General features: G+C 71.8%; 14 protein-coding genes and 1 pseudogene. 6 read left to right on the plus strand and 9 right to left on the minus strand.

The window, feature by feature from the left end; genetic code table 11:
* Positions 1 to 35 precede the first annotated feature (35 nt).
* Complete coding sequence (locus tag QP939_RS00295; protein ID WP_434219665.1) at positions 36 to 2,105, plus strand: bifunctional lysylphosphatidylglycerol flippase/synthetase MprF; 2,070 nt, start codon at positions 36 to 38, stop codon at positions 2,103 to 2,105.
* Here the strand turns inward: QP939_RS00295 and QP939_RS00300 are convergent.
* The gene (locus QP939_RS00300) at positions 2,083 to 2,784 is read right to left on the minus strand and encodes a hypothetical protein (RefSeq protein ID WP_285454415.1); all 702 of its coding nucleotides are present in this window, start codon (positions 2,782 to 2,784) and stop codon (positions 2,083 to 2,085) included. The genes QP939_RS00295 and QP939_RS00300 overlap by 23 nt on opposite strands.
* 26 nt (positions 2,785 to 2,810) lie before the next feature.
* Positions 2,811 to 3,119 carry a hypothetical protein gene (locus tag QP939_RS00305; protein ID WP_285454416.1) on the minus strand — a complete coding sequence of 103 codons (309 nt, stop codon included), beginning with the start codon at positions 3,117 to 3,119 and terminating at the stop codon, positions 2,811 to 2,813.
* Between the two features lie 22 nt (positions 3,120 to 3,141).
* Here QP939_RS00305 and QP939_RS00310 point away from each other — a divergent pair, with 22 nt between their 5' ends.
* Positions 3,142 to 4,743 (plus strand): P-loop ATPase, Sll1717 family, encoded by a 1,602-nt coding sequence (locus tag QP939_RS00310; protein WP_434219666.1) that lies wholly within the window; start codon positions 3,142 to 3,144, stop codon positions 4,741 to 4,743.
* On the opposite strand, the gene QP939_RS00315 is transcribed toward QP939_RS00310, so the two are convergent.
* Together QP939_RS00315 and QP939_RS00320 are read right to left on the minus strand one after the other, a co-directional pair.
* A complete protein-coding gene (locus QP939_RS00315) occupies positions 4,740 to 5,612 on the minus strand; it encodes a DUF8017 domain-containing protein (protein ID WP_285454418.1) in 873 nt (290 codons plus the stop codon). The two genes, QP939_RS00310 and QP939_RS00315, sit on opposite strands and share 4 nt — an antisense overlap.
* A pseudogene (locus QP939_RS00320) lies at positions 5,612 to 7,359 on the minus strand (proline--tRNA ligase). Before QP939_RS00320 ends, QP939_RS00315 begins: the two are co-directional and overlap by 1 nt.
* Positions 7,360 to 7,483: 124 nt before the next feature.
* Between QP939_RS00320 and QP939_RS00325 the strand changes: the two are divergent.
* Both QP939_RS00325 and QP939_RS00330 read left to right on the plus strand, forming a co-directional pair.
* Positions 7,484 to 7,840 (plus strand): VOC family protein, encoded by a 357-nt coding sequence (locus QP939_RS00325; protein ID WP_285454419.1) that lies wholly within the window; start codon positions 7,484 to 7,486, stop codon positions 7,838 to 7,840.
* Positions 7,841 to 7,875: 35 nt separating this feature from the next.
* Complete coding sequence (locus tag QP939_RS00330) at positions 7,876 to 8,778, plus strand: 2-hydroxyacid dehydrogenase (protein WP_285454420.1); 903 nt, start codon at positions 7,876 to 7,878, stop codon at positions 8,776 to 8,778.
* On the opposite strand, the gene QP939_RS00335 is transcribed toward QP939_RS00330, so the two are convergent.
* Genes QP939_RS00335 through QP939_RS00345 form a run of 3 tightly spaced genes read right to left on the minus strand, consistent with a single transcriptional unit; the run spans position 8,759 to position 10,788 of the window.
* Positions 8,759 to 8,929, minus strand: coding sequence for a DUF397 domain-containing protein (locus QP939_RS00335; protein ID WP_285454421.1), 171 nt, complete (start codon positions 8,927 to 8,929; stop codon positions 8,759 to 8,761). The two genes, QP939_RS00330 and QP939_RS00335, sit on opposite strands and share 20 nt — an antisense overlap.
* Before the next feature lie 16 nt (positions 8,930 to 8,945).
* A complete protein-coding gene (locus tag QP939_RS00340) occupies positions 8,946 to 9,779 on the minus strand; it encodes a helix-turn-helix domain-containing protein (protein WP_285454422.1) in 834 nt (277 codons plus the stop codon).
* A gap of 55 nt (positions 9,780 to 9,834) precedes the next feature.
* On the minus strand, positions 9,835 to 10,788 hold the full coding sequence (locus tag QP939_RS00345; RefSeq protein ID WP_285454423.1) for a GNAT family N-acetyltransferase: 954 nt from the start codon (positions 10,786 to 10,788) through the stop codon (positions 9,835 to 9,837).
* Positions 10,789 to 10,843: 55 nt separating this feature from the next.
* Here QP939_RS00345 and yaaA point away from each other — a divergent pair, with 55 nt between their 5' ends.
* Positions 10,844 to 11,590 (plus strand): peroxide stress protein YaaA, encoded by a 747-nt coding sequence (gene yaaA, locus QP939_RS00350; protein ID WP_285454424.1) that lies wholly within the window; start codon positions 10,844 to 10,846, stop codon positions 11,588 to 11,590.
* A 10-nt stretch (positions 11,591 to 11,600) separates the two neighbouring features.
* On the opposite strand, the gene QP939_RS00355 is transcribed toward yaaA, so the two are convergent.
* Positions 11,601 to 12,671, minus strand: coding sequence for an NAD(P)/FAD-dependent oxidoreductase (locus tag QP939_RS00355; RefSeq protein WP_285454425.1), 1,071 nt, complete (start codon positions 12,669 to 12,671; stop codon positions 11,601 to 11,603).
* An 84-nt stretch (positions 12,672 to 12,755) separates the two neighbouring features.
* Here QP939_RS00355 and QP939_RS00360 point away from each other — a divergent pair, with 84 nt between their 5' ends.
* On the plus strand, positions 12,756 to 13,310 hold the full coding sequence (locus QP939_RS00360) for a suppressor of fused domain protein (RefSeq protein WP_285454426.1): 555 nt from the start codon (positions 12,756 to 12,758) through the stop codon (positions 13,308 to 13,310).
* Here the strand turns inward: QP939_RS00360 and QP939_RS00365 are convergent.
* Positions 13,280 to 14,137, minus strand: coding sequence for a LysR family transcriptional regulator (locus QP939_RS00365; RefSeq protein WP_285454427.1), 858 nt, complete (start codon positions 14,135 to 14,137; stop codon positions 13,280 to 13,282). The genes QP939_RS00360 and QP939_RS00365 overlap by 31 nt on opposite strands.
* Positions 14,138 to 14,161 lie beyond the last annotated feature (24 nt).

A 14,161-nucleotide genomic window follows, 5' to 3' on the forward strand; every position in this document is an offset into this window, starting at 1 on the left:
CGGCCTTGCCCGCCGGAGGGGGACGCATCCGCGGGATGATCGCGGTGCTCAGGCGCAGACTGCCGTTCACCAGCGGTGTCACGCTCGCGATGCTGGTGCTGGCCGTCGCGACCGGCGCGTTGTGGAACGCCGCCGAAGACCGCGCGGCCTACCCGTTCATCGCCTACGGCCTGCCCTCGCTGGAGGAGGGCCGGTGGTGGACGATGCTCACCGGGCCGTTCTTCGCCGTCATCCCCTGGTACTACTTGCCGATGGTCGGCAGCTTCGCGCTCTTCGCGGGCTTCGCCGAGTGGCAGCTGGGGACGCGGCGCGCGATGGCCGTGACGATCGGCGGCCAGTTCGCCGCGGTGCTCGTCTCGACTCAGTTCCTCGCACTGTGCCGCAACTCCGGCTGGCTGTGGGCCGAGCGCGTCGCGGGCAGCCTCGACGTCGGGTTCTCCGGCGGCGCGCTCGCCGCGGTCGCCGTCGCCAGCGCGACGCTGCGGCCGCCGTGGAAGCTGCGGCTGCGGGCCGGGCTCTGCGTGTACGCCGGCGTCGCGATCGTCTACGTCGGCACGCTGGCCGACCTCGTGCACTTCTTCGCGCTGCTGCTGGCGATCCCGCTCGGGAACAAGCTGGTCGGCACGCGGCGGGCGGCGTCGGCCGGGCCGAACCCGCGTGAGTGGCGGCTGCTGGTCGTCGCGGGCCTGCTGCTGCTCACCATCGCCGAGTTCGTGATGGTCCTGGTGCCCGGCGACGGCCCGTTCGGCTCGACCGAAGGCGTGACGCTGTCGGCGCCCGAGCTGGCGGTGCTGGCGATCGTCGTGGTGCCGATGATCAACGGGCTGCGCAAGGGCAGCCGCGTCGCCTGGCGCTGGGCGGTCGCGCTGTCGGCTTTCGTGACGCTGCAAGGGCTCGTCGTCGTCACGTTCGCCGGGCTGGCCGACCTCTTCGGGGCGGACTACGACACCGACGGACTGGCGCTGTTCTTCGTGGACAATCTCTTGTGGACGGTCGAGCTGGTCGTGCTCATCGCCGCGCAGCACGCGTTCCGCGTGCCCTCGCGACGCCGGTTGCGCCGCCACGCACAGGGTCCGGGCCCGGCACTGGCCCGCACCCTGCTCGGGCGCCACGGCGGCAGCACGCTGTCGTGGATGACGACCTGGCCCCGCAACACCTACTTCGTCCGCGCGGACGGCCGCTCCTACCTCGCCTACCGGCGGCACGCGGGTGTCGCGGTCGCGCTCGGCGACCCGATCGCCCCGGACGGCACCGCGGCCGCCACGGTCACCGAGTTCACCGCGATGTGCGAGAACTCCGGCCTGGTGCCGTGCGTGTTCTCGGCGACGGAAGCGACTGTCGCGGCGACGCGCGAGCTGGGCTGGCAGCACGTCCAGGTGGCCGAGGACAACGTGCTCGACCTCGACGGCCTCGAGTTCCGCGGCAAGGCGTGGCAGGACGTCCGGTCGGCGCTGAACAAGGCCGCCAAGCAGGACATCGACTTCCGGCTGGTCCGCTTGGCCGACCAGCCGGAACCCATCCTCGCCCAGGTCCGGGCGCTGTCGGAGGAGTGGATGGCCGACAAGGCCATGCCGGAGATGGGCTTCACCCTCGGCGGCCTCGACGAGGCGATGGACCCGGCCACCCGCGTCGGGCTGGCGGTGGACGCCGAGGGCACGGTCCACGGCGTGACGTCGTGGCTGCCGGTGTACACGGGCGCGGGCAAGGTCGGCGGCTGGACGCTGGACGTCATGCGCCGCAGCGCGCACGGTTTCCGCCCGGTGATGGAGTTCCTGATCGCGTCGGCGTGCCTGGCGTTCCGAGACGAGGGCGCGCGGTTCGTGTCCCTGTCGGGTGCTCCGCTGGCCCGCAGCGGTGGCGACGCGCCCGGCCGCGTCGTCGACCGGGCGCTGGAATCACTGGGCCGCGTGATGGAGCCGTACTACGGATTCCGTTCGCTGCACGCGTTCAAGGCGAAGTTCCAGCCCCGGCACGTCCCGCTGTACCTGGCTTTCCGCGACGAAGCGGACCTGCCGCGGATCGGGCTGGCGCTGGGCCGGGCGTACCTGCCGGACGTGCGGCTGCGCGAGCTGGCGAAGCTGGTCAGTAGCTCTCGGGGACGCTGATCCGCTGCGGGAACCGGATCTTCCGGCGGGTGACGACGTTCTGGTCCTTCTCGATCAGCCTGCCGTCGGTCAGCCGGAGCCAGTGGCCGTCGCGCGAGTCGCTGAAGGCGAGCATGACGCCCGGGGTCATGTCCGGGCGTTGCCAGCCTTCGCGGATCGGCATCCGCCACTTCCCGGGCGGCAGGATGGCGAAGAGGTACTCGTCGTCTTCGATGGTGGGCCCGCGGTGCAGGGTGGACCCGGTCATCGGCAGGTGCCGCACGAGGTCGAACGAGACGACGACGTGGTTGACGGCCTCGGCGTTCGCGTTGGAGACGATCATGTAGCCCGCGATCGGCCGTCCGTCGGTGGCGCCGGGCTCGGCGCGTTCGATCCAGGCGGTGACCTTCGCGGCCTGCTCCTGCCGTTCCCGCAGGTCCCGCTTCCGCCGGTCGGCCTGCGCGACCCGGCCGTCCCGGATGGCGATCCACAACGCGACGACGACGGCCCCGATCGTCCCGACGCCCCCGGCCCACTGCCCGGTGGCACCCCACCAGTCCGGCTCCCGCGGCTGGACGAGCCACAGCCACGCTTTCCCGAGCAAGGGACCGAAGAGAAGCAGCACCCCCGCGACGGCCAGCACCCCGAACGCCCCGGCGCGGATCCGCCCGAGTGTTCTGTCCGCGTCATCACCACTCATGCGGGCAGCCTGCCGAATTCCGGGGCTCAGCGCGAGTACCCTGAGCCACCGGACCGGAGGAGGCGCGCGTGCCCGAGGGAACGGTCGGCAAGCTGTATTTCGGCCGCGACGACGCGGAACACGACTTCGCCGACGGTTTGCTGCGCGAGGGATTCCTGGTCACCAAGGCGTTCGAAGAGGTGTCGGCCGGGCACAAGAACCTCGTCATCGGCCGCAAGGGCACGGGCAAGAGCGCCATCTGCATGCGGTTGACGGCCGACGGTGGCACCTGCCTGATCACCCCGGACGACGCCGCGGGCGAAGAGCTTCGCCGCTTCGAGCTTCCAAGGGCTCACCGGCGCGACGGCGAAGTCGCTGATCTGGCGGTACGTTTTCGCCGTGCAGGCGGCCCGCCACCTCGTCGGCCACGCGAAAGCGGTGCACCACCGCCGGTTCTCGAAGCCGATCCGGGCGTTGCGCCGGTTCCTGGCCGAGAACGGCGAACTCGCCGAAACCAGTTTCTACGACCGGGTCCGGCACGGCGGCCGAGGACTGCAGACGACGCTGTCGCTCGAGGCGTTCGGCGTCAAGGCCGGCCTGGACCGCAAGGGCGGCGGTTCGGAAGGGGCCCGTGCCGCCAAGCAGCTCGACGTGCTCGAGGCCTGGGTCGCCCGCGGCTTCCAGGCGCTCGGCTGCACGGGGCACGACCCGCTGCTGGTGCTCGTCGACCAGCTGGAACAGGTCTGGTCGAGTGACCGCGAAAGCGACAACACCGTGATCGGGCTGCTGCTGGCCGCCAAACGCGCGGTCCAGACGTATGGCGGCGCCGTGCGGTGTGTGCTGTTCGTGCGTTCGGACATCTACGACGCGCTGCAGTTCGACGACGCGGACAAGTTCCACAGCGACGAACTCCGCCTCGAATGGACGCCGGAGAAGCTCGGCGAAGTCGCGCTGCTGCGGGCCCGCGCTTCCCTGGGCGAGCCGGTGTCGTCCGGGGAACTCTGGGGCGGGATCTTCCCCGCCCGGGTGCACGGCCAGCCGGCCGACGAGTACCTGTTCTCGCGCACGCTCCCCCGCCCGCGCGACGCCATCCAGTTCCTCAACCTCTGCCGCGACGCGGCCCACAGCCGCGGCGCGAAGCGGATCGCCGAGACCGACGTGGTCGGCGCGACGCTGCAGTTCTCCCAGTGGAAGCTGCTCGACCTCGCGAAGGAGTACCTGGTCACGGTCCCGTTCCTCGACCGGCTGTTCGTGCTCTTCCAGAACACCGGGTACGTGGTCATCCGCGGTGCCGTGGCGACGCGGCTCGCGCCGTTCACCCGAGCCCTGCACAGCCAGTTCCCGAGCTACAAGAACGCGCTGACCGCCGACGGAGTCGTGGAGGTGCTCTACCGCGTCGGGTTTCTCGGCGTGCTCCGGGAGACCGGCGTTTCGTACGCCGGTTCCGGGCAGCTGCCCCTGCAACCGCAGGAGAACGAGTTCCACATCCACCCCTGCTTCCGGCCCGCTCTCAACGCCGAGAACCCGACCGGTCTCACGCCGTTCGACGCGGCACCCCAGCTGCGTCGCTACTCCTACTCCTCGGACAACACCGGGGTGGTCGCCCAGATCGCCGGTGGTGAAGTGCGGTTCGGCCAGTCGCGGGACTTCGAGCTGCTGGATCTGCTCATCACGACCTGTCAACGGCTCCTGCGCACCCTCGCCCGCGCCCAGCTGCCGGGCGGAGCGCACAACCAGCTTTCCGAACAGCTGTCCGCCTTGGTCGCGCGGACGGTCGAGCTCCGCGCCGACCCCTGGCCGGGAGACCTGATCGAGTACGTCTCGAGGGCCGCGACGTACCTCGACGAACTGGCCCACCGGCTCGCCGAGTCCGGGCTCGGCACCGCGCGCGACGAAGGGATCGTCCGCGCGCTCGTCAGCTCGTCCGAGCTGCTGCACAACGAGATCGGCGGGCATTTCACCGGGTACGACGACTACTAGCGGTAGGTCGTGGGCGGCGGAGTCGTCGTGCTCCGGTCGGCCGCGGGCACGAACCGGTAGCTGCGCACGATCTTCTCGAGGTCTTCGCGGACCGAAGGGCCGGAGCGGTCGCTGTCCGCGTACGCCACGACGACACCCGACGCACCCGAGCCATCCCCGAACGCCATCGCAGCCACCAAGGCGTGCTTCGCCGCGCACTGCCCCGATTCCCCGGGGACGACCTCGGCGACGACGAACCGCGCCAGGATCTGCGTGCCGTCGGCCCGCGTGACCTGCGCGTCCGTGGCCGCGCCGAGCTGCGTTGTCCCGCCGTACGCGGCCGTCGCGACGTCCGTCGCCGCCTTGCGGGCCGCCGCCTCCGGGTCGGCCACGGGCTCCGTCGTGACGCCCGCGCCGCCCAGGCTGTCGCGGCCGCAGACGTCCTTGCCCAGGAACGCGCTCGTGATCAGCCTGACCTCGGGGTTGTCCCAGCCGTGCAGGGTGGTCGGGGCCGGTTCCCAGTTCGGCGGGACGTCGTAGGCGTACGAACCGTCCTTGCCCGCGACCGACTGCCAACCGGTCACCGCCGGGGGTACCGCCATCCGCGGCGATGGCGTCGACACCACCGGCTCGCGTGGGGTCGGCGTCGAGGACGCGTGGTGCGACCTGCCCACGCCCAGCGCGTTCAGCACCCCGGCGACCAGCGCGATGAACACCAGCCCGAACCACGGCGCCCGCCGCCACTTCAGCGGCTTCAGCCTCGGCTTCGGGCGGATGCGCTTGGGCTGGGCGCGCGGCGCGTCCGCGGGCTCGTAACCGCCGAACCCGCGGAGCGCCGCGTTGTCCTCGTACCCCGGCGTCGTGTCGTCACGACGGCGGAAGGGGCTCATCAGGACCGGACGAGCTTGACCAGGTGCTCGACGACGGCGTCGACCGCGATCTCCTCGCGCTCGCCCGACCGCCGGTCCTTGACCTCGACGACGCCGTTGGCCAGCCCGCGCCCGACCACCAGGATGGTCGGCACGCCGACCAGCTCGGCGTCGGCGAACTTGACACCAGGCGTCGCCTTGCGGTCGTCGAGGATGACCTCGATGCCCGCCGCGTCGAGCTCGGCGGCGATCTTCTCGGCGCCGGCCGCGACCGCCTCGTCCTTGCCCGCGATGACGATGTGCACGTCGAACGGCGACACCTCGCGCGGCCAGATCAGGCCGAGGTCGTCGTGGTTCTGCTCGGCGAGCACGCCGACCAGCCGCGAGACGCCGACGCCGTACGAACCCATCGTGATCCGGATCGGCTTCGAGTCCGGGCCGAGCGCGTCCAGCTCGAACGCGTCCGCGTACTTGCGGCCGAGCTGGAAGATGTGCCCGATCTCGATGCCGCGCGCGGCGACCAGGGTGCCCTGGCCGTCGGGCGACGCGTCGCCCTCGCGGACCTCGGCGGCCTCGATGGTGCCGTCCGGGGTGAAGTCGCGGCCCGCGAGCAGGTCGACGACGTGGTGGTCGACCTTGTCGGCCCCGGTGACCCAGGCGGTGCCGGGGACGATCCGGGGGTCGGCGAGGTAGCGCACGCCGTTGTCCTGCAGCGCCTTCGGGCCGATGTAGCCCTTGACCAGGAACGGGTTCTTCGCGAAGTCGGCCTCTTCGAGCAGCGCGACCTCGGCGGGCTCCAGCGACGCCTCGAGGCGCTTCATGTCCACTTCGCGGTCACCCGGGACCGCGACGCAGACCAGCTCCCACTCCTTCGCACCCGGCTGACGCGTCTTGAGCATGACGTTCTTCAGCGTGTCGGCAGCGGTGAAGGTGCGGCCCAGGTTCGCGTTGTTCAGGAAGTTGACCAGCGTCTCGATGGTCGGCGTGTTCGGCGTGTGGTGCACCTGCGCCTCGGGGCGGCCTTCGATCGGCTGCGCGGGCGGCGCGGGCGTCACGACGGCTTCGACGTTCGCCGCGTAGCCCGACTCGGTGCTGCGGACGTAGGTGTCCTCGCCCGTCTCGGCGACGGCGAGGAACTCTTCGGACGCCGAGCCGCCCATCGCGCCCGACGTCGCCTTGACCACGACGTACTCGAGGCCGAGCCGGTCGAACAGCTTCGTGTACGCCTCGCGGTGGGCCTGGTAGGAGCGCTCGAGGCCCTCGTCGTCCAGGTCGAAGGAGTACGAGTCCTTCATGACGAACTCGCGGCCGCGCAGGATGCCGGCGCGGGGCGCGCCTCGTCGCGGTACTTCGTCTGGATCTGGTACAGCGTGACCGGGTAGTCGCGGTACGAGCTGTACTCGCCCTTCACGGTGAGCGTGAAGAGCTCTTCGTGCGTCGGGCCGAGCAGGTAGTCGGCGCCCTTGCGGTCCTTCAGGCGGAACAGGCTGTCGCCGTACTCGGTCCAGCGGCCGGTGGCCTCGTAGGGCTCCTTCGGCAGCAACGCGGGGAACTGGATCTCCTGCGCGCCGATCTTGTTCATCTCGTCGCGCACGACGTTCTCGATCCGGCGCAGGACCCGCAGGCCCAGCGGCAGCCAGGAGTACCCGCCCGGGGCGACCCGGCGGACGTAGCCGGCGCGTACCAGGAGCCGGTGGCTCGGTACTTCGGCGTCCGCCGGATCCTCGCGCAACGTGCGAAGGAACAACGACGAAGTCCTGGTGATCACTGCGGGGCTCCCTGCTCCGGGCGGGTGTGAAAGTCCCGCTCAGGGTAGTCAATCCCCCCGCCGTGGCTCCAACGGGTTACTCGGCGGCCCGTTTTTGTCGGTGGTGACCGCTAGCGTTCGCGGCATGACAGTTCGCATGGCCATGGTCACGATCGACTGCGCGGATCCGCGCAGGCTGGCGGAGTTCTGGACGGCGGCGCTCGGTACGACCGTCGCCCAGGACTTCGGGGGCGAGTTCCTGTTCCTCGCCCCACCGGAGGGCGGGCTCTCGCTGGGGCTGCAGCGGGTGCCCGAGCCACGCGCGGGCAAGAACAGGGTCCACATCGACCTCGGGTCCGAAGACCGGGAACAGGAGGTGAAGAGACTGGTCGGGCTGGGCGCGACCGAGCTGGGCGAGCACGAGGTGCCCGGCTTCGCGTGGACGGTCCTGGCCGATCCGGAGGGCAACGAGTTCTGCGTCTCCGGGTCGCGGCACGAGTAGCCGCCGCGCGGGTGGCGCTCGGGTAGAAAGGCGGCATGAGCGCTCGCGTACTGCTGCCGTGGACCGACATCGAGGTGCCGGAGGGGATCGAGGCCGCGTTTTACGACGGTCTTGGCGCGCCTCCGCCGGACCTCGACGCCGTCGAGTTCTACGTGCTGCCGTACGACCGCGGGCCGGAGCCACCGAAGCTGATCAAGGAACTGCCCTCGTTGCGCGTGGTGCAGTCCCTGTCGGCCGGGGTGGAGACACTGGTCCCGCTGCTGCCCGGCGGCGTCCGCCTGGCCAACGGACGCGGCCTGCACGACCTGAGCGTCGCCGAGCACGCCCTCGCGCTGATCCACGCGGCCCAGCGTGACCTGCCCCGCTGGTTCACCCAGCAGACGCGCGGCGAGTGGGTCCGCGAGCACACGCGGTCGCTCGCGGACAGCCGGGTGCTGCTGGTCGGCTACGGCTCGATCGGGCAGGCGATCGAGCGGCAGCTGCTGGCGGCCGAGGCGGTCGTGACGCGGGTGGCGAGCCGGGCCCGGCCCGGCGACGCGGTGCACAGCGTCGCCGAGCTGCCCGGCCTGCTGCCCGCGGCCGACATCGTGGTGCTGGTCCTGCCCGACACCCCGGCGACGCGCGGCCTGCTCGGCGCCCCCGAGCTGGCCGCGCTTCCGGACGACGCCCTGGTCGTCAACGTCGGCCGCGGCACGGCGGTGCGGACGGAAGCCCTCCTGGCGGAGACGGCCAGTGGGCGGCTCCGCGCTGCCCTCGACGTGACGGACCCGGAGCCGCTGCCGAGCGACCATCCACTGTGGACGACGCCGGGCGTGGTCATCACCCCGCACATCGCGGGCGGGTCGGCCTCGTTCTATCCGCGCGCCAAGAAGCTCGCGGCCGAGCAGCTGCGGAGGTATGTGAAGGGAGAGGAACTGCTCAACCTCGTAGAACGGTGAGCGCGGCGGCCCACGCGGCGCGGGAGACGGTCAGGTGGCCGTGCTCCCGGGCCTTCGTGTCCCGGATGCCGACGGAGCGGTCAAGCCTGACCTCGACGCAGTTGGATTCGGCACCGCTGTAACTCGCCTTGCGCCAGATCTTGGTGCTCACGCCGAGGCCTCCCGGGCTATCGCGCGACCTCCCGAAGCCGGGTTCGGGTGTCGTCTTCACTCAGTGCCTTGCCAGCCAGGATCTTAGCCTGTTTCCGGTAGCTGCGAACGACACCATCCTCGTGGAGGAACGCGGTGGCATGCGAGTTTTCCAGGTGCACGATCGGCGGCAGCGAGGCGAATTCGTACAGGATGAAAGACCCCATCAGCCCGCGGTGGTAACCGATGTTCGCGGGCACGATCCGCAGTGAGATGTTCGGCCGCTCCATCATCGCGAGCAGGTGATCGACCTGGTCCGACATCACGTCGGGCCCGCCGATCTCCTCGCGGATCGCGATTTCGCCCACCAGCGCGATGAGCCGGACCGGATCCGTGCGGGTGAGCACCCGCTGCCGGTTCAACCGCGCGACCAACCTGGCGTCGGCCTGCGCCAGATCGATTTCCGAATTGCTCAGGATCGCCCGCGCGTAGTCCGGGGTCTGCAGGAGTCCCGGCACGATCGCGAGTTCCCAGTTGGTGATCGCCGTGGCTGTGCGCTCGTATTCGAGAATACCGGATAATGCGGGCGGGAGGTCGGCCGGGTTCGCGTCGAGCCAGTTGTCGTCCTTGGCTCGCTTCGCCAGGCGCATCAGGCGGTCGTAGGTCGCGTCGTCGACCCGCATCGCCCCGAGCAGGCGCGCGATGTCTTCCGGGCGGGGAACCCGTTGTCCCTTCTCCCACGCCGACAACAACTGCGGCAGGATTCCCACCATCCGCGCGAGTTCGCGAAGTCCTTTACCGCGTGCTTCGCGTACTTCGCGCAGCGAAGCGGCCAATGCTCTCGCACCCGGGGACGCGGAATTCGGCTTCATGAGGCGATGGTACGAACACCGTCCATTCCCCGATCGGCGGTGGGCCGTCCCATTTTCAGGACAGGACGTAAACGTGCCATTCGTCGTCGACGCGATATCCGCACCGCTCGTACACGCCCAGTGCGCGGGTGGCGTTGTCGACGTCGACGTTCAGGGCCGATCGGTCGAATCCCGCCGCCTTCGCCGCTTTCAGCGTGTGACCGAGCAGGCCCGACGCCACGCCGCGGCCGCGCAACGCCGTCCGCGTTCCCACCCAGCTGGCGTAGTGCTCGCGGATGCCCGTCACCGCGGCCTCCGACGCGTAGAAGTGGCTCAGCACGAATGCCAGCACCTTGTCGCCGTCGAGGATGAGGTACGACAGGTCCGGGCGGAAGTCCTTCGAGCCCGTCACGAGGTGACGCCAGGCGGCCGGCTCGTAGACCGTACTGCCCCAGTGGTCGGCGAAGGTGTCGTTGCGGGCGTCGAGCACCGCGAGGTCGTACTTGAAGTCGAACGGCACCACCTCGAACCCCTCGGGCAGGGGCGGCTGCGCCGGCAGCGGGTCGAGGCCGACGCGCATGGTCACCATTGTCCGCGCGTGGCGGTACCCCGCGTCGGCGAGGACGCCCGCGATCCAGCGCTCGTTCTGGTGCTGGCTGTGGTGCAGCTCGAGCGGGGCGTCCGGGAAGGCGCGCTCGTGGACTTCGCGGGCCGTGCGCGCGAACCACTCGATCAGGTGAGCGCCGACTGCGTCGGTCCGGTGGTCCGGGTGGACCACGGACTGGATCCGGACCATGTGCACCGGATTGGCGGCGTCCCGGCGGCGGATGAGGGCGTAGCCGACCAGCCGGTCGCCCGCCCAGGCACCGACCGTGGCGCGGGGAAGGTCGACGTTCGGCGCTTCCAGCTCTTCCCGAAGGTCCTCGTCGGTGAAGTGGTCGCCCGTGCGGTCGACCTCCTCGGCGGCCGCGTACAGCCGGGTGAGCTCCGGGACGTCGTCGAGGGTCAACGGGCGCCAGGTCAGGTCCATGCCGGGAGGCTAGGCCGGGCGGCACGGACCGCGCACCCCGATTTACGCTCAGGGGGTGCTGGTGCTCCTGCCCCCTTCCGAGACCAAGGCCGACGGCGGCCGCGGCGGTCCGCTCGACCTCGACGCCCTGTCGTTCCCCGAGCTGAACCCGACGCGCGCGAAGCTCGCCGACGCGCTCGCCGACCTGGCCACCGACGTCCCGGCGAGCATCGAGGCGCTGGGCATCACCGAGCGTCAGACCGGCGAGGTCGCGCGCAACGCGGCGCTGTGGACGTCGCCGACGATGCCCGCGCTGCGCCGCTACACGGGCGTCCTCTACGACGCGCTGGACGTCAAGAGCTTCACGCGGGCCGGGCTGGAGAAGGCGCACCGGCGGCTGGCGGTGACGTCGTCGCTGTTCGGCGTCGTGTCGGCGACGGACCCGATCCCGGCGTACCGGCTTTCGGGAGGGAACGCGCTGCCGTCGATCGGGACCGTGCGCGGCCTCTGGAAGCCGGTGCTCGAGCCGGTGCTGCGGCAGGTGGAGGGCCTGGTCGTCGACCTGCGCTCGGGCACGTACTCGGCGTTCGCGAAGCTGCGCCCGGACGCCGTGGTGGTCCGGGTGGTGACGGAGAACGACAAGGGCGAGCGCGTGACCGTCAGCCACTTCAACAAGGCGTACAAGGGCCGGCTGGCGCGGGTGCTGGCGACGACCCGCGCCGAACCGTCCACAGTGGACCAGCTGGCCAAGGTGATCCGCCGTGCGGGCCTGACGGTCGAGCGCACCGGCGAGCACGCGCTCGACCTCGTGACCGAAGGCTGACCGCGCCCGCTCAGAAGCGGTCCGGGGCGAACGGGCTCAGGTCGAAGCCCGGGTCCTCCCCCAGCGCGACCTCGGCGATGAGCTTCCCCGCGAAGGGCGCGTTCGTCAGCCCACCGGCGCCGAAGCCCGTCGAGACCGCCAGCCCCGGGCGTAGCCGCCCCAGGATCGGCAAGCCGTCCGGCGTGCCCGGGCGGAAGCCCACACGTGTCTCCGCCAGCGTCGCGTCGGCCAGCCCCGGCGCCACCGTCAGCGCGTTGTCCAGCACCTCGCGCTGACCCGCCGCCGTCACGCGGTAGTCGAAGCCCGCCTCCGCCTCGCGGGTCGCGCCCGCCACCACCCGGCCGCCGCCGAAGGCCAGCAGGTAGTGGCTCGTGCGCGGCAGGACCACCGGCCACGCCGCCGTTTCCGTGTCCGGCAGGTCGAAGTGGCTGATCTGGCCGCGGTGGGGCGTCACCGGCAGGTCGATCCCCAGCGGCGCCAGCAGCTCGCGGCTCCACGCGCCCGCCGCCACCACGACGCTGTCGGCCTCCAGCGGGCCGGAGGGGGCCACGACCGTGCCGTCGGCGCGGAACGCGACCTCGCCCTCGACGAACTTCGCGCCCCGGCGCTCGGCGCCCGTCAGGAAGGCGGCGCGCAGGAGGTGCCCGTCGACGCGGCCCGCGCCCGCCAGGTGCACCGCGCCCAGCCCTGGCGCCAGCGCCGGGAACAGCTCGCGGGCCTGGGCCGGGTCGAGCCGCCGGATCTCGCCGATCTCCGGCGCGTCCGCGGCTCGCCGGGTCAGCCGCTCCTCCGCCTCGGCCAGCTCGGCTTCGTCGGCGGAGACGATCATCCCGCCGACGACCTCGAACGACGACCCCGGCAGCTCTTCGGTGAACTCGCGGTAGTAGCGGCCGGCGGCCGCCGCGAGCGGGTACACGGCGTCCTCCCAGCGGGACGTCCACGGGCTGACGATCCCCGCGCCCGCCTCGGTGGCCGTCCCCGGGCGGGCCGCGTCCGCCACCACCACCTCCGCGCCCCGGCCCGCCAGGTGCCAGGCCGTCGCCGCGCCGCCGATTCCGCTTCCGATCACGAGCACTCGCATGTCCCCCACCCTGCCCGAAAGTGCCGCGCCCGGGCCAACGACATTGCGCCGCGGGCCCGGCCGGTCGGTCGTATGCTGCGCGCCATGCCGAGCCGTGCCGAGCGGTATGTCGCCCATCTCGACACCCTGACCGGGACCACCGAGCCCCGGCTGCAGCCGATCGCGTCGACCCATCCCGGGCTCGACGACGTCATCGCCTTCGTCTACGCCGACGAGCCCGAGCCGCGCTACCTGACCGGCGCGACCTACGGCCTCTCGCTCGCCGAGCACCCCGACTGGCACGGCATGAAACCGGAGCTGTGGATCAGTGTCCGCTCCGACGACCCGATCTGGGCGCTCGCCATCGGCTACCTCGCCGAGCAGCTGCGCGGCACGTGCCCGTTCGTCTGGGGCGACACGATCGACTTCGGCGAGCCGATCGCGCCGGAGTCCGCCATGACCGCGTTCGCCGTCTCGGCGCCCGCGGGGCTCGACGCGCACCAGTACACGCTGATCGACGTCGGCGGCGCGCCGATCAGCATCGCCGGCTGCTACCCCGTGCACGACACCGAGCGGAAGTACATCCGCGAGCACGGCATCGACGCGTTCTGGCAGCTGGACTGGGACCTCTACGACGTCCGCCGCCCGCCGGTGGTCTGATACGCGGCCGTCGCGAGTGCCGCGAACGACCGGACCAGCGGCGTCTCCCGCTTCCACGCGACGACCACCGGGCTCGGCGCCAGGTCGGTGACCGGGACGACGGCCAGCCCGTCCGGCGGCCGGTGCCCGAGCGGCATCAGCCCGACGGTGCCGTTCCAGAGGACGGCCTGCAGGCACTCCTGCACGGCCCGCACGACGGGCCCTTCGCGCGGCTCGCCGCCGTGCCAGTACGCCTGCCAGGCCGGGTCGGTGCCGTCCGGGAACCGGAACCAGCGCCGCCCGGCGAGGTCGGCCAGTGCCAGGTTTGCCCGTCCGGCCAACGGGTCGTCGGCGCGCAGCACCGCGCCCACCGGGTCGGCGCGCAGCTCGTGGACCGTCAGGCCGGTCGCGTCGAACGGCCCGCGCGTCAGGGCGACGTCGACGGCTCCGGCGCGCAGCCCGCAGGTCGGGTCGGTCAGGTCCGTGTCGCGGACGCGGACTTCGACGTCCGGGTGCTTTTCGCGGTAGGCGTCGGCGAGCCGCGTCGCACCCGGGTCGGCACTGTCGCCGAGGATGCCGACGGTCAGCGTCGCGGCACCCGCGACACGCACCCGCGCCCGCTCGGCCTGGTCGAGCAGCGCCCGCGCCTCGTCCAGCAGGGCCGCCCCGGCCGCGGTGAGCGTGACGCCGGTGGCCGACCGCACGAGCAGGACGGCGCCGACGTCGGCTTCGAGCTGCTTGATCGCGCGGCTCAGCGGCGGCTGGCTCATGTGCAGCCGCGCGGCGGCCCGGCCGAAGTGGAGTTCTTCGGCGACGGCCACGAAGTACCGCAACGTGCGTAGCTCCATGACCGGCGACGATAGGCGCCCGGT

Source organism: Amycolatopsis nalaikhensis, assembly GCF_030264295.1.
GTDB classification, from domain to species: domain Bacteria; phylum Actinomycetota; class Actinomycetes; order Mycobacteriales; family Pseudonocardiaceae; genus Amycolatopsis; species Amycolatopsis nalaikhensis.

Coding starts and splice junctions, on each gene's coding strand:
- QP939_RS00330 (WP_285454420.1), top strand. CDS start 7,876: ATGAGCGCTCGCGTACTGCTGCCGTGGACCGACATCGAGGTGCCGGAG.
- QP939_RS00340 (WP_285454422.1), bottom strand. CDS start 9,779: ATGAAGCCGAATTCCGCGTCCCCGGGTGCGAGAGCATTGGCCGCTTCG.
- QP939_RS00315 (WP_285454418.1), bottom strand. CDS start 5,612: ATGAGCCCCTTCCGCCGTCGTGACGACACGACGCCGGGGTACGAGGAC.
- QP939_RS00365 (WP_285454427.1), bottom strand. CDS start 14,137: ATGGAGCTACGCACGTTGCGGTACTTCGTGGCCGTCGCCGAAGAACTC.
- QP939_RS00295 (WP_434219665.1), top strand. CDS start 36: ATGATCGCGGTGCTCAGGCGCAGACTGCCGTTCACCAGCGGTGTCACG.
- QP939_RS00360 (WP_285454426.1), top strand. CDS start 12,756: ATGCCGAGCCGTGCCGAGCGGTATGTCGCCCATCTCGACACCCTGACC.
- QP939_RS00345 (WP_285454423.1), bottom strand. CDS start 10,788: ATGGACCTGACCTGGCGCCCGTTGACCCTCGACGACGTCCCGGAGCTC.
- QP939_RS00325 (WP_285454419.1), top strand. CDS start 7,484: ATGACAGTTCGCATGGCCATGGTCACGATCGACTGCGCGGATCCGCGC.
- QP939_RS00355 (WP_285454425.1), bottom strand. CDS start 12,671: ATGCGAGTGCTCGTGATCGGAAGCGGAATCGGCGGCGCGGCGACGGCC.
- QP939_RS00300 (WP_285454415.1), bottom strand. CDS start 2,784: ATGAGTGGTGATGACGCGGACAGAACACTCGGGCGGATCCGCGCCGGG.